Origin of the sequence: Sedimentibacter sp. zth1 (assembly GCF_017352195.1) — a bacterium.
GTDB lineage: Bacteria > Bacillota > Clostridia > Tissierellales > Sedimentibacteraceae > UBA1535.
This window is the reverse complement of the sequence record NZ_CP071445.1, coordinates 2,383,992-2,399,872: the sequence shown is the minus strand read 5'-3', so window position 1 is coordinate 2,399,872 and position 15,881 is coordinate 2,383,992. Positions and strand designations below refer to the sequence as shown.

The window sequence follows — 15,881 nt, the reverse complement described above, 5'->3', positions numbered from 1 at the left end:
AATTGAAATTAACTTATTATCTTCTATTTAAATGATACTATAAACTACAAAATTATACAATTATCTTTTTGTTTTTTTACTCAAAACAATAAAATGTATAAATATAAGAACAATTCTATCCACAGCAGTGGATAACTTGTGGATAAAAACATGTCCAAAATAGCCCTAAATTCTATAAAATAATATTTTTTATAAATTTCAAAATAACTATTGACAAAAACTATGGTTACACTAACAATATTTTTAAGTTGTGCACAATTCTATCCACAGATGTGGATAACTTGTAATTTTATCGAACATATTTTTGGCATAAACAGAAATATTTTATTTTTGTAATATTATATCTTATATATTAAATATTTGTCAGAATATGTTTACTAATTCTTTCAATATCAAAATGTCATATATTTTAATGCTTATAAATATACATATATTGACGCCTATTTCTAATTTATACGTATACAATATGCATACATTTTTTACCAACTAATTCTATCCACATATAAAAATCAAAGATACTAACATGAATAACCTAGTATTTATGCGTATGGCATCAATTTCTGTGTATAACTTAATGTATTTACAGTTTTATATTTTATCACACAATTTAGCAAACAAAAGCTAAGAAATTAGTGTAAACTTTCTTAGCTTTTTTATAATATTTATCATTTAATTGTTTTTAATGTTTTAGCTTATAGTAAAAACACAGCAGCCTTAAAATCAAAGCCACATTTTAACCCGGATTCCATTTCTAAAATTGCAAAGTCCTCTAGCTGCTTGGAAATAATTTATTCTTTATTTACATAACATCAATCTTTTTTAAATAATTAAATCTAGTTTTCTTCAAGTTATCTTTATTACTATTATATTGAACTGTTTCATACAAACTTTTTTGAATTCTAATAACATCTAATAAGTTCTCTTCTAGATATTTTAATGTAGTAGGAAAATCAGTTCTTATAAAATCCATCTCATTGAATTCCAAGTCTTCAAAAACATATTCTAAGAGCCCATAATTTTTATTAAAATAATAACGATGATCGTCGCATACTTTTTTAATTGTGTTAATAACAGGCACTCCTGCCCCTACTGACAAAACCATAGCATGATATCTAGTACAAATCACCAACTCCGCATTTTTAATTATTTGATAAGCATCTTGTATTGGTAGATATCCAGTTAAATTAAGATCACATAAATAAAAGTTACTTAACTCTTTACTCAGATACTCACCTTGCCACATACCGCCTCTTTTAAAGTCAAATGGAATAAATACAATTGACAAGCCATATTTTAAATATATACTTTCATTAAAACTTTTTAGTTCTTTAATATAATTTTTAATTTCTTCTAAAGAATAATAAACTTCTAAAACGATATATTTACCTATACGAGAGAAGTCAACCATATTATGAGTCGGCAACTTAAGCAAAGAATCATTTATTATAAATAAATCATCTGGTATAAAATTAATATTATTTTTATCTATATTCAATCTTGAGAGATAGCCTGTAGAATACATCCTATCTCTCACAGCATAAGTTGTATTTTTTAAATAATTAAAAATATAATTAAAATACTCTTCACTTAAATCAAATGGACCAAAACTATTACCTGTGAAAAATATCTTTTTCTTTTTTTGATTTGCAATTAGCATAGGTACTATAATTTTCTTCAACATGTCAGATCGCCATAAGCTATTATTCCACAAATGGTTAAAATATCCTCCGCCATTAACCACAAGCATATCAATATTATCAACATATTCTCTAATTTCTTCTAAATTTTCAACTCTATATAATATATCCAAAGGTGTATCCGTTGGACGATTAAAAGGTTGAAACCCAACTTTAGGCTTATTTTTTTCTTCTTCAGACAATTCATCATCAATTTTGTTAGAAGCATATAATTTGACCTCAACTGTCTTTACATCATATCCTTCACAATAGTCTTTAAGTATAATTTCAGAAAATCCTTTATTATATGAAAATACGGTTATATTCTTAATATCAATATCATATATATTATTTATAAACATCGCATAATCACCAAAGTTTATTTCTGAAATAGGACCTGTTATACCAATCCTCAGATTTTCTCTCACGTTAAACCCTCCAGTCTATTAATGCTTCAATTTCACTGCAATCAAACACTGGAATTCCAGTGTTTTGTGCTACTTTATATCTTTCAGAAAATGAATCATCAATAAAAATTGCTTTACTCCTAATTATATATTCTGATTTTTCATCATCATTTTTTATATGGATTATTTCACTAAATAAGTCCGGGCATATTTTATGTTTAGCCAAAGTAGCATTAGTATCTTCCTTATGCTTTGTAAGTAATATAATTTTTTTATGCTCATTTACAATTTGATATAAAAACATCATTAGAAAACTGTTTACTTTTTTATTCTCAATTAGTGTATCGTCTAAATCCAAATATATATTATCATACTCAAGGTCAGTTTTATATCGACTGATGAAAGCTCTATCTACCTCAATGTTGTACTTGTTTTCAATTATAGACACTGGTATTTTCATTGTATTAAATATAGTTAATAATGAATAGTTAATACCTGTATTACGGCTCAATCCCATTGTCCCTGAAACTCTTGGCGCAATTTCTAAAAGTTTATATTTATTATGCTTATCTCTTTTCAATTGAAAAAACCAAGCACCATTAAATTTTAATTTTTCATTAATAATATTGGCTATTTGAAACACTTCTTCATCCATAGGTAATATTTCAGAGTTAACACTTATTCCGGTCTTTATCCTTTTCCTATTGCGAAATTTACATGCTCTCAAATTTCTATTAAAATCAGTGAAGCAATCTATAGTATATTCTTCTCCAGGTAAGTATTCACATATCACTATTTGTTGGTTTTCATAAATAGCATTTTCAAGTTCAAACATGTTGTTAATAACTTTAGCACCACGAGATCCTTGTCCAATATCAGGTTTTATAAAAACCGGAAACAAATCTACATTTCGCTTATTATTATAGGTTTTTGGAACAAAATCCTCATTACAAAAATAATTATAAGTTTCTATTTTCGAACGACAAACTCTAACTGTTTTTAAGTCTGTTGTTATAATAAGTGATTTAATTTTATCTGCATTCTCTGTTAAAAACAACTGCACATCATCGTGTGCTGGAAAGATAAAATCTATTTTGTATTTCTCTAGATAATAATTTAACTCTTTTATAAACGAATCATCTGAATAGAATGGTAATCCTTCAACATAATTAGAATAAACATATTCAGAATGATCTTTAAAGCTTGTAAATCCATAAATCTCTAAATGAGTTGAGTATTTTAATGCTCTATTAATTTCTAATCCTATTTCAGTTCCTGCCGGAAATATTGCAATTCTTTTTTTCACTTCTACACCTCCACTAGTCTAAAGCAGGCTGTTGTTATCAAATCTTAATGCTTTACAAACAATAAATTTATGTCCCAACTTTTGACAAGAAGCCCTTAATTGCTGGTTATGATCTTTTTGCTTTGATCTTTTCAACATGAGCTTTTTTAATAGCTTTGTCAGCACATGTATATTTTTTTAATTTTGAATATAATTGATCCACTTCTTCTACTGTCAAAATATTAGAAGAACCTTCAATATCCTTCTTTATGGCGTTAATGAGTACATTCCTCTTAATGACTCTAACATCAGGAGAAATAACATTAATTTTCTTAAGTGTACAACGCTTACTAAATATAATATAGGACTTGTACAAATTATCATTCCTAAAATCTATAACCGATTTTAAAGCAGATATATGTCCTTTATTCTGCCATATTGGATTGAAAAATCTATTCTTCTGTTTGTTTTGGAGTGTCTGAGTCCAGTTCCTATTCTTTTCATCACCAAAAATCCATCCACTATAGTTCTTTGATTCAAATACATAAATTCCCGTTTGTGAAAGCATGATTAAATCAATCTCTGTTGTTGATCCATCATCCTTGAATAAATACAGATTCGTCATAAGCTTATGATGACCATCTAACTTCTCAAGATATGAGAAAGTCATAAACTCTCCAAAATTTCCTTTATCCAATACTGTTTTAAAGAAACTATTTCCACTAGCTTCTTTATAATCAGAACCTCTATACCTAATATATCTAGGTAACATAATCACTCCAAATGCTAATAAGAAATAAAAAATCAAAATTCCCAAATCACTATCACCCCTTAAATCACAATTTAACTAAATTTTTCTTTATCATAATGACTATATAAACCAAACCTTTAATTGCATCCGTAACTCTAATCAAAGATTCATACTCCAACTATTGACAAAGAGCCAAATTTCTTAGCTTTTCAATAATAATTATATTTTTATTGTTTTTATTTTCTTCCTAATAGTCTATATATATTTAATTTATATTCCTCAACACCTGGTTGATTAAAAGGATTAACTCCTAACATATATCCACTTATAGCACATGACATCATGAAAAAATATAAAAGCTTACCCAAATAGTACTCATCTATATATGGCAATCTAATTTCTAAGTTTGGCACACCACCACTTGTGTGTGCTGCAGATGTACCCATATAAGCATTTTCGTTGATATATTGCAATGTTTTACCTGCAATATAATTTAGACCATCAAGATTTTTATCATCATTAGGTATAACAACATCTTGTAGTTTACTTTCATCATATACCGTAGTTTCAAAAAATATTTTATTTCCATCCTGTATCATTTGCCCAATTGAGTGCAAATCTGTTGTCAACGACATAGATGCCGGAAATAGGCCTTTACCGTCTTTTCCTTCGCTTTCAGCAAATAGCTGTTTCCACCACTCTGATATACAGTTCAATCTCGGATTGTAATTCAAAAGTATTTCTATATCCTTACCCTTTTGGTAAAGACAATATCTTGCTATAGCATATTGAACACATGGATTTTCTAATCCTGGCGTAGAATACTCAACACCAGCACTACGAAGCCCCATGTAAAACTTATCAATATCAATACCTACTACTGCCATGGGCAATAGTCCAACCGGTGTAAATACAGAATATCTTCCTCCAATATCATCGGGAACTACAAACGATTCAAAGTTCTTATCATCTGACAATTTTTTCAAAGCACCCTTAGACTTATCTGTTATAGTATAAATTCTTTTTGATGCAGTTTCACCATATTTATCATACATTGCATCCTTTAGAATTCTAAAGCCTATTGCTGGCTCTAATGTTGTTCCAGACTTAGATATAACAATTAGTGAAACATCATGATTTTGTATCAAAGATGTATAGTATATATAACTTTCCCCGCTCAAGTTACATCCTGAAAAATATATTTTGGGACAGTCAACATTAAAATCATTAAAATAATCACCTTTTATAGCATGTATAGCGGCCTTTGCTCCCAAATATGAACCACCAATACCTATAACAATAACAACGTTAGAATCATGCTTAATTCTCTCTGCTGTTTCTTTTATCCTACTAAATTCTTCTTTATCATAACGACTATATAAATCAACCCAACCAAGAAATTCATTGCCTTCACCTGACTTTGCAAACACCTTTTTCTGTGACTCAAAAGCAAGATTATTGAAATCATCTAATTCCTTTTCCAATACCAAACCTTTAATTGCATTTGTACTTACTTTAATCATATACCCACCTCAACTATTGACAAAGAGCCATTTTTTTAAAGCGTTCATCACCCATATGTGTTTATATCTCCTTATGGGTTCTATGCATTGGCTAATTGAACTTTTATTTTTGATTCATATGTTGGTACTAATATCTGTATAATTTCTATTTCTTGTTCTAAATCCATATTGTATGATGCTTTTTTTAGTAAATTTAAATTTTCAATCAATTTGACATTGTTTATAGTCATTGGTTTTTCTATATATATCTTATCTATATCAGTTTTCGTCTGTCCTTTATCTTTCCCAATCAAAAGCTCCTCATAAAGCTTTTCACCCGGTCTAAGTCCTGTATATGTAACCTCAATATCCACATTTGGTTCTAATCCTGATAAACTAATCAAATTGTATGCCAAATCCTTAATTTTTACAGGTTGTCCCATGTCAAGCACAAAAATTTCTCCTCCATTAGCCATTGAGCCTGCCCTAAGTACAAGCTGAACAGCTTCTGGTATGGTCATGAAAAATCTTGTAATTTCTGGATGTGTGATAGTAACCGGTCCACCCTCTTTTATCTGATTAATGAACAGAGGAATAACCGAGCCATTGCTACCTAAAACATTGCCAAAACGAACTGCTACATAATCAGTGCTACTACTTTTATCGAATGTTTGTATGATAAGCTCTGCAATTCTTTTAGTTGCTCCCATGACATTGGTTGGATTTACTGCTTTATCTGTTGATATAAGAACAAATTTATCAACATTATGATTATTGGCTACGCTTGCAACGTTGAACGTTCCTATAACGTTGTTTTTGATTGCTTCTTCCGGATTGTTTTCCATAAGTGGAACATGCTTGTGAGCCGCAGCATGAAATACTATATCTATGCTTTCACTGCTAAATATCTGCTCTAATTTATTTATATCTCTAACTGAAGCAATTTGTACATCTAAGTTTAACTCTGCTCCATATTTTCTAATTAATTCTTGTTGTATGTCATAAGCATTGTTTTCATATATATCCAAAACTATTAGTTTTGTCGGTTCATATGATGCTATCTGTCTACAAAGCTCACTTCCGATAGAACCTCCACCACCAGTCACAAGTACGACCTTATCCTTTATATACTCTTTTGTAATTCCATCATCAAGTGTGATTGGATCTCTGCCAAGTAAATCCTCTACCTGTACATCTCTAATGTTGTTCATGATATCTGTATTAACATCATTATTGAGTACTGTAGATAAATCCGGTACAATTTTAAGCTTACATTTTGTAGTTGCACATATATCTAAAATTCTTTTTTTATTTTCTTTATTTATTGACGGTATAGAAAGTATGATTTCTTTTATATTGAATTTAGTTACCATATTTTGTATCTGCCCAGTATTATTGACTACTTTTATTCCATCAATACATCTGCCTATTTTTGTTTTATCATCATCAACTATACAACTTACTCTATAATTATTTGGATTATTATGTTTTATTTCATTTAGTATCGATACTGTTGCATCACCTGCACCAATGATAAGAATATTTTTAATATCAGAATGGTTATATTTATCATTATTTTTTATGGTTAAAGCAGCTCTGTAAATAATTCTGATAGCTGTCGTTCCTAATGTTGAAACAGGGAATATAACAAAATATACATAATAACGCACATGAAGTCCGAATACAAAGCTAATAATTATAAAAGCTATATTGCCCACTATTGAAGCTTTTAAACATAAATATATTTCTTGTATACCTGCATATCTCCAAATGTTTTTGTAAACCCCCATAATCACAAATGTGACTATATAAATGATCGTGTATATCCAGAAGTGTTGCACAAAAAATCCAAACTTAACAGTTGCTGCATTTTCAGTATACATACCACTCATAACAAACGGTGACAAATATGTTATAATCGCAATTAAACTATCTATAAATACTAAAACAACTTTTCTATTTTTATTTAAGAAATTATAAACTGAATGATATATATTAGACATTTTCTTTTCCTTTTCTATTTAATCTTATATTTATACTGATTCCTAACCCCAATATGACAAAAAATAATGGTGCTACTGAAACAATCTGGTCATTAAATATTCCAGCAAATAGGTAACCAATAACTCCTAAAAAGCATGCTAAACACATTTTCTTCTCTAATGTATCATAGTTTACGCGCCATAATGCCTTTATGCTGCTAACAATATATATGATACAAACTGTTAAGAATGCTATCAAAGAAACTACTCCTGTGTTGATTGCCATCTGTAAATACATGTTATGTGGTTTATCAACAACCATTGCTGCATCCATACTCATATTCATTTTAGCTATATAGTCATCTTGAGGGAAAGCAATTGCAAAATTATCTGCTCCGGCACCGGTAAATACGTGCTTTTTCAACAACGGTATTGTTCTTGACCAAATGTATCCTCTACCTGATGCAAACTTTTCTAATCCTTCAAGCTGTTTAAAGTATTCCACATCTTTTATTTCAACTAATCTGCCTGTATTAGATATAGGTTGTATCGTTTCTCCGGATATATAGAAACTAATCGAGCCTTTTGAACCCCACTTCGTTGACAGTGTAAATCCAGGATAATTTTTAGTCATTTCTACCTGAATATAATGTTGTTTTGGTAAACCTACAATTAATTTTCCAGTTTTTGTAGTTTTCATAGGTAACTTGTTTCCTTCTTCATCTATAAACAATAAACTATCGCCTTCTATCTTTATATTTAAATCTTGGTGCGATGATTTTACTTTTACTATATTACCTTCTATATCTATGCTGTTTATTATAAATTTATCATCTTTATTAGCTTCTATTTTTACTCTGTCTATCTCTTTAAAAATATTCAATGTTTTAACTTTATTAATTATTCTACCACCAGAAACAGCATTAAGTCCAACAAGACAAATAACTGCAACAAGTAAAACATTTACACTAATTTTCCAGTACTTAACTACATATTTTCTAAACATTATAATTGCTACTATAGTTGCAAATACTACTCCTACATATCCTGCTCTTGAATTACAGCCTATCCATGTAAATGTACAAAGTACAAATGCTACAACGCCTATAATTTTAGTTTTTAGTGTTCTAGCTGATAATAAAAACACCGCAGCCATAGGCATCATAAGTGTTGCAAAACTGCCGACATAATTTGTATTGAAAAGTGTTCCATAGATTGTATGTTTTCCAAAGTTAAATGTTAATCCACCATCTACTGTTACTCCGCTAGGAACTATTAAATGGTTACCGAACTTTGTGTTAAATATATCCAAACCAAAATACTGCCCTACCCCAATTATTCCTTCTACAATTATCAAAAATACAAATGCATTTAAAAACATTTTTGTATCTCTTTCATTGTTTATAAAATTTATCATTAAAAAAGTTATAGCAACATAACTCAATAATACCCACATACCTTGATACATATCTACAAATCCATTTAAAGCCGTAGAAGCATCTATTGCAAATATAGTTGATATAATTACAAATAATGCATAAATACCCATTGGTATGTAATATTTATATTGTTTTTTAAATGGAAGTTTTTTAGATATAACTAAGCATATGTAAGTAAATAAAGCGAGTGATGTAAGTACTATAACCCAACGAGATTTCCAATAACTAAAAAAGTCTAATACCTGATTTTGGCCTGTCCAGTATAGTGATTGAACTGTTCCTTGCAAATCAATATATTTACCATGTACTAAAAGTGGTACAAACCCTGCTATCAATAGAAGTGGTATATAGTACATTGGTGATAATTTTTTATTACTAAATTTATTTTTTACTGTTTTCATCATGACCCCCTATAAGTAATAATCCAACTACATTTTACCATATATAATATGCTTTGCAACATATTATTTTATAATCTCCAATATCTATAACCTGCCGCTTCAACAACTTTAATTGATTCTGCTCTATATATGCCAGCATCTACAACTAATTCACAAACTTTAGCATTGATATCTTATTTTTTATTGACCCTTAACAGTTGGACTTGGCTTAACGGTTACATAACATCCCTACAGTCATGATTTTTTTCTTTATTTTCATAATCACCAAATATGCCAAAATTCCAACAACAGCTCCTGCACTATCTATAAATACATCCTTAACTTGTGGACCTCTACCTGGTACAAAGATTTGTTGAAGTTCATCTGATATGGCATAAAAAATACAAATCAATAATGCAAAAAATTTATATCTAAATACATCACTTCTTCTTAATGCATTCATAACCAATACACCTAGAACTAAATAAGCAAAGAAATGTGCATTTTTTCTTACATAATGATTAAACTTTTTTATATCAAAATTAGTATTAGGAGCAACTTTCTTTACTGTTTTTATAATAACCTGTGTTACTCCAGTACTAAGTTTATTGGACTGATGAGCTGGTTGTGACGATAGATTAAATATGACTACCATCCAAATAAGGACGGTAGTCCAGGAAATTATTATTTTTACTTGTTTTTTATTCATTTATACTCTCATCCTTATCTAAACAATACTACTTATATTTATTCCCGCTGCCGCATAAGCATGGATCGTTTCTACCTATTTTTTTAGTAGTTTTATCAAATATCTCTTTCTTTTTAAAAAATCCAGCTCAAGTTGTGTTTTCTCAAGCTGGTATTTTAATTTTTTATTTTATGTCTTAGAATCCATTAGTTAAATATCTGCCTCCAATTTCCTTCCAACTAGTTCAGACATCCTATTAACCACTTCATTTTTCCAACTTCTTAAAGTTGAATAAATAATTTCATATTCATTAACAATTTCTTTAATCATTTTTTTGTCTTCTAAAACTTCCAAAATAGCTTGTGCTTTCATTTCTGGTGTGTAATTTTTATTATTTTTCATGGTAAAAATTATAACATAAGTTCTATTTTTTTGTCTAATTTTTGAATATGAAATTTAATTAAATATATATAATTTAAAATATATATATTTTTGTATTTATTATCACTTATTTTTTACCTTATATCGCTTCAAATACAGTTTATAATTCGTTCTTAAGACATCACTTTTATGTTAAAATTGATAATGAATTATTTGCTTTTTTGTCTGGTTTTTGATGGGGACTATCATCAAGCTCCCTTTCAGCTTTACTTGCATCGGCGTAGGAAAAAGCTATATCTCCAGCTCTTCTATCCACTATTTTGTGTTTTCTTTCCAAATGCTCGTTTTACAATACCTAGCAGACCTATTTTTATTAAAATAGCCTTTATTTTTCTCTTAACTCTAATTGATAATTTGTCTGTACAATATTTCTTAACCAATTTGTCAAAAAGTAGAATATCCTTTTCTTCCATAAACCCATCACGTTTTAGATTATATTTTGAGGATTTAATAGCTGCAGAGTTGTACTTAACAGCTTCTTGCATATCCACTTCTTGATATGATATCCGGTCTTTTATTTCATTAAATACACTCTGACCGTTCTGACTATTTACAAATATTAAAGATGTTCCCTTATCATCATCCATCTCTGGCAACATATTTTGAATGCCCAAGAAATCTGCAAGTGTAATATCACTCTGACGATTTATCCCCTTAAACTTACAATCATAGCATGAGGGTCTTAAACAAACATCTTTCAAGAAAGCTCTCATATATAAATCTTTACGTAGATTTTGTCGATACTCTGTATTGTTCTTAAATAAGAATGATACAGAGTATCGCTTCCAGCCTTCATCCTTTCGCCTGAAAGCGATTCTCTGGGCTGGTGACCCCGCCTCACTTTCACGAAATTCAACATACTTACGCCATACCTCAGGTGAAGGTACTCCATGACAAATAATATCTATAGTTAAAAGATTAGTATACGATTTACCTAGATAGGATCGCAGTCCTGCAATCTGGCAAGGCGTACCTGTAAATAATACTTTTCTTTTTAAATCCAAAAACTTCTTTACTTGCTCATATGAATTTCCCATCTTACTCTGTACATATTTTGACCCTCTGAGTTGCCAAAGTCTCTCTTTTGTTTCAACAAATCTATGTTCTAATTCAAACTTATCGTTGAAACCAGCTCCAAAAACAACTCCGCCTACAGAGATAACTTTTTCTGCTACTAATGTGAATATACCACCAGATGAGCTATCTAACCTAATCGTTTCATTATTATTAATACAAGAATAAGCAATCGGCTTATTGTCTACTTCTATTCTATTTATTATTGGACATACTTTAATGCATTTGTTACATTTTATACATAAACTATAATCAACAGTAGGATATAAAAATCCTTCTTCATCTGCTTCCATAGAAATACAATTTTTAGGACATATATTTACACATGCATGGCACCCCATACAATCTTTCCTATTTTTTAACTCTTTATCCATCATATCACAACCACCCATGTTCTACTTATTTACTTACATATCCTTATAACCACTCTTTTTATAGGTTTACCTATCAAGTCTTTTTCATATTGATTCATTCCAAAGAACCACATGGAAATAAAAAATATGACAACATAAATAATTCCAAACCCTAAAAAGTAGAATAAACTATATAAATTAAATATTTTATTGATTAATATCCCCGACATTATTGGCGCTATCAAAGCTGGAATAAAGCTAAGTATTTGTTTCCAGAAATATTTCATATCCAACCCAACTTTAACATGATTATACCAGTTCATGATAAGTCCATTCCCAATTATAAGTGATGCAGCTGTACCAATCGCAGCTCCAACTCCCCCATACATCTTTGCCAATGGGATTGTTATTCCTAAATTTGCAAGTGCAATAAAAAAATAAACCCATGATCTAAATTGATGCATATTTTTTGCCCGTTGGATTTCTATTCCAATATTTTGAATTAGTGGAATAGTTACCGGAATTATTAGTAATAATACTATCGTATATGAACCATCATAATTATTACCAGCCCACATATTAATAAACGGTCTTCCAAAAAATACTAACCCTGTTGATATTAATGAAAGTATAATAAATTGAACTCTACCAATTCTTGTAAACAATTTTGTTAAATCATCATTATCATCAGAGCTTGCAACTAATCTATGTACTCTTGGAATAAATACACTTGATATCGTTGAGGCTATAGATAAATAATAGGTATTCAACTGCGCAGCTAAACCATATACTGCAACTGTAACAGTTCCATGAAATCTACCTAAAATAAACTTGTCAACATTCCAATTAATCTGATCAATTAATAAATTAATAAAAATAAAAGAAGAAAATACAGTCATTTCTCTCATCAACTTAAAATCAAAGTTCCTAAAAGAAAATCTCATTTTAAGTTTCCTTATGCAATAAGTTAAGTTAATAATTTCGATAAAAATATTAAGAATAGTAGTCACAACTACCATTCCTACAGAACCGTAACCCATAATCAAAACTGGTAATATTACAAACGGATTAATTACCGCTTTTATCATTTGAACTATTTTCTGAAACACAAACTTCTCATTTGCTGTAATATGAGAAGTAAAAACTATATTTGGAAATGATATTGCTAAATTTATTACTAGAATCATCATCAATATCTTTGCTCTTGATAGTTCGAAGCTTGTTAATTCTGAGCCAAAAATCAATTCAGTATTTAGTGCTAATATTGTACCTGCAATTACTGCTACAAAACCGATAACAGAAAAAATAATTAGAAACATACCATTCAAAGTAGCAATCTTTTCTCTCTCTTCCTGAGCCTTATACCTTGAATAATATCGCATATAAGCACTGCCAAATCCAAAGTTTAAAACACCTAAATAGGCGACAACAGATGCTACTAAATTATAAAGACCATATTCACTTTGACCCAATAATCTCAACATTATTGGAGTATAAATTATGGAGACTAGATAACCTAGTCCCATTGATATATATGATAAGGCAGCTCCGGCCTTTAATTGATTAACTTTCATAATTTAATTCGCATCCTCAATCTTCAAAGCATTTTTTAAAAAATTAATAGCTAGTTCTCTCTCTTTTTCTAATATTGACAGTGTATGTGAAAAATCTATTTCAAAGACTTTTTCGTTAATCTCTATATTGTCGGATTTTCTTTCACTTAAATCAAATTTGTTCAAGAGAGTATCAATTCTAGAATACATTGATACTGCTCCTTTTCTCTCATACACAATGAATGGCTTTTCCATTAAGATTGAAAATACAGCCCCATGAAAAGAATCCGTACAAAATACCGAACAATCCTTAATATAATCTATGAACTCACTTGGTCCAGTTCGATAAGTGTCTTTTTCGTTTTTATCTCCTAAGTTCATTATTTTTAATCCTTTAACATTGGCTATTTCGTTGATCTGTTTTTTGTATTCTTTGGGAATTCCTCCGAGAAAATATGTTAACAAATATTCTTCAGCAGGTTTATTCTTCGCTACCCTTGAAACATTAATCCATTTTTCTTTAGTTAAAAGTACTGTCGGATCCACTAGAACACTCACTTCACGTCCAGTAAGATTTTTTATAATTTTAGTTCCATCATCTTCTCTAACTGATAAATACGGAATTTCTTTTATCCATTTTTGATAATCTGAATTGACCTCATCTGGTAATTTTGATATACCAAAACTAGGGGCATAGGCTATTCTTTTATTCTCCTCTACAAAATCTAAGAAAAAGAAAGATGATACTCTATTCATACTTGGATTCCAAACTTGGTCACTTCCTACAACAAAATAATCAAACTCCCGATTGAGGTGGGTTAAATCATCATCCATATTGAAAACCATTTCAGTTTCAATTATATACCTATGAGAAAATTCAAGAAATACACTTTGTCTATGTTTCTGATTATAGTAAGCAGAAGGGTTCTTTATCCATCTCTTGATCTCTTTCAAAAACGAATTAAATTTGTCTGCATGTTTATCCCTATTAATTCTTAAAGTTTGTACTTCATATCCAAATGAACTTAGTACTTCTTGTAATGCATAATTTTGAAGCCTATTTCCGTAATTGAAATATCCGTTTAACGTTGCTATTGCAATTTTTTTCATAAGTCCACTCCCAAAATATATTTATTTTTCTATTTCAATTAAAAATTTAGATGCAAGCCTTTCGTATGTTAAATCTTCTACTGTATTTAAAGCATTATTGATAATTCCAGATTTCTCTTCTTTATTTAAATTCATAGTTTTTTCTAAATTCACTCTTAGATCTTCAACAGAATTTGGTATACAAAGAAACCCATTTTCTTCATTTATTATCACACCATCTATACCTTCTCCCTTAGATCCAATAGTAATACATGCTTTAGCCATTGCTTCAATATATACTAAACCAAATGTTTCGGGAGAACTTACCATAGCAAAAATTTCTGATTTTTCCATAAAACTCAACACTTCTTCTCTGTTCTTTTCCCCCTCAAAAATTACATCCTTACCGCAATCTAAACTTACAACTAGCTCTTCAAGAGTTTTTCGTTCTGGCCCATCTCCTACAATCTTAAGGATATAGCCATTATTATTCTTAATTTTTGAAAAAGCTTTAATTAACACATCTACTTTTTTTAATTTCTTAAGGCTAGCGGCAATAAGGATTACCTTATTTGGTTTTGATAATTTTTCGTTTAATACCTTTTGAGCTATAATGTCTGTTTTTTGAATACCAAATAAGATTTTTGAATATCTATTCTTTTTTTCATTTCCATTATAAAGTTGTAAAAAAATTTTTTCGACTTTATCAGATCTAAATACAATCTTATCTATGTTTGAATCAGTAGTCATAAACTGCTTATAATTCTTTGGCCTGTATAAATAAGATATATCTGAATTATGTAAGCTAGCTACCAATTTGCTATTAAATTTCTCAGCAACAATTGCACCAATGTATATGAAAGGGTTTAATATATCGCATATTACAACGTCTGGGAAATTATTATCCTTAGTTTCATTAACTATCATTTTGATAATTTTATTTGCAACAGTACGAATATCTTTATCTCTATAATTAATTTTTGGAATTTTCAATATAGGCATTCTAGTAATATCTACACCATCTAGAATATAGTTATCTTGAAAACCATATTTGTTAACAGTTCTGCATCTTTTTAATACTGTGAATATCTTTGGGTATGTAGACCATAAGCGTATTACCTTCACATTATGATTTTTTGCCCACTCTTTTGCAAAATAATGGACCGCATATGTCGCCTTAATTTTAGACTGATTTGAAAATGCTGGATACATATTAGTAATTAGTAATATATTCATGAATCTCCTCCATAAGTTATTTATT

General features: G+C 29.3%; 14 protein-coding genes. All 14 read right to left on the bottom strand.

Annotated features, from left to right (window positions below):
- Positions 1 to 799 precede the first annotated feature (799 nt).
- Positions 800 to 2,104, bottom strand: a complete 1,305-nt coding sequence (locus JYG23_RS11500; RefSeq protein ID WP_207235811.1) for a polysaccharide pyruvyl transferase family protein — start codon at positions 2,102 to 2,104, stop codon at positions 800 to 802.
- A 1-nt stretch (position 2,105) separates the two neighbouring features.
- Entirely contained in the window at positions 2,106 to 3,389 is a 1,284-nt protein-coding gene (locus JYG23_RS11495; protein ID WP_207235810.1) for an ATP-grasp domain-containing protein, read from the bottom strand.
- 106 nt (positions 3,390 to 3,495) lie between these two features.
- Positions 3,496 to 4,140 (bottom strand): nuclease-related domain-containing protein, encoded by a 645-nt coding sequence (locus JYG23_RS11490; RefSeq protein WP_207235809.1) that lies wholly within the window; start codon positions 4,138 to 4,140, stop codon positions 3,496 to 3,498.
- Positions 4,141 to 4,355: 215 nt separating this feature from the next.
- Positions 4,356 to 5,642: a glucose-6-phosphate isomerase gene (locus tag JYG23_RS11485; protein ID WP_207235808.1), complete on the bottom strand. Its 1,287-nt coding sequence runs from the start codon at positions 5,640 to 5,642 to the stop codon at positions 4,356 to 4,358.
- Between the two features lie 80 nt (positions 5,643 to 5,722).
- On the bottom strand, positions 5,723 to 7,624 hold the full coding sequence (locus JYG23_RS11480) for a nucleoside-diphosphate sugar epimerase/dehydratase (protein ID WP_207235807.1): 1,902 nt from the start codon (positions 7,622 to 7,624) through the stop codon (positions 5,723 to 5,725).
- The gene (locus JYG23_RS11475) at positions 7,617 to 9,443 is read right to left on the bottom strand and encodes an O-antigen ligase (protein ID WP_207235806.1); all 1,827 of its coding nucleotides are present in this window, start codon (positions 9,441 to 9,443) and stop codon (positions 7,617 to 7,619) included. The genes JYG23_RS11480 and JYG23_RS11475 overlap by 8 nt, the downstream gene beginning before the upstream one ends.
- A 208-nt stretch (positions 9,444 to 9,651) precedes the next feature.
- Positions 9,652 to 10,131: a VanZ family protein gene (locus JYG23_RS11470; protein ID WP_207235805.1), complete on the bottom strand. Its 480-nt coding sequence runs from the start codon at positions 10,129 to 10,131 to the stop codon at positions 9,652 to 9,654.
- A gap of 28 nt (positions 10,132 to 10,159) precedes the next feature.
- Positions 10,160 to 10,210, bottom strand: a complete 51-nt coding sequence (locus tag JYG23_RS15165; RefSeq protein WP_371818643.1) for an SEC-C metal-binding domain-containing protein — start codon at positions 10,208 to 10,210, stop codon at positions 10,160 to 10,162.
- 110 nt (positions 10,211 to 10,320) lie between these two features.
- On the bottom strand, positions 10,321 to 10,512 hold the full coding sequence (locus JYG23_RS11460) for a transposase (protein ID WP_207235804.1): 192 nt from the start codon (positions 10,510 to 10,512) through the stop codon (positions 10,321 to 10,323).
- Positions 10,513 to 10,678: 166 nt separating this feature from the next.
- Positions 10,679 to 10,828 carry a hypothetical protein gene (locus JYG23_RS11455; protein WP_242631688.1) on the bottom strand — a complete coding sequence of 50 codons (150 nt, stop codon included), beginning with the start codon at positions 10,826 to 10,828 and terminating at the stop codon, positions 10,679 to 10,681.
- The gene (locus tag JYG23_RS11450) at positions 10,800 to 12,002 is read right to left on the bottom strand and encodes a Coenzyme F420 hydrogenase/dehydrogenase, beta subunit C-terminal domain (RefSeq protein ID WP_207235803.1); all 1,203 of its coding nucleotides are present in this window, start codon (positions 12,000 to 12,002) and stop codon (positions 10,800 to 10,802) included. Before JYG23_RS11450 ends, JYG23_RS11455 begins: the two co-directional genes overlap by 29 nt.
- A gap of 26 nt (positions 12,003 to 12,028) precedes the next feature.
- The gene (locus JYG23_RS11445; protein ID WP_207235802.1) at positions 12,029 to 13,552 is read right to left on the bottom strand and encodes an oligosaccharide flippase family protein; all 1,524 of its coding nucleotides are present in this window, start codon (positions 13,550 to 13,552) and stop codon (positions 12,029 to 12,031) included.
- 3 nt (positions 13,553 to 13,555) lie between these two features.
- Complete coding sequence (locus tag JYG23_RS11440) at positions 13,556 to 14,641, bottom strand: polysaccharide pyruvyl transferase family protein (RefSeq protein WP_207235801.1); 1,086 nt, start codon at positions 14,639 to 14,641, stop codon at positions 13,556 to 13,558.
- 21 nt (positions 14,642 to 14,662) lie between these two features.
- On the bottom strand, positions 14,663 to 15,856 hold the full coding sequence (locus JYG23_RS11435; RefSeq protein ID WP_207235800.1) for a glycosyltransferase family 4 protein: 1,194 nt from the start codon (positions 15,854 to 15,856) through the stop codon (positions 14,663 to 14,665).
- Positions 15,857 to 15,881: the final 25 nt, after the last annotated feature.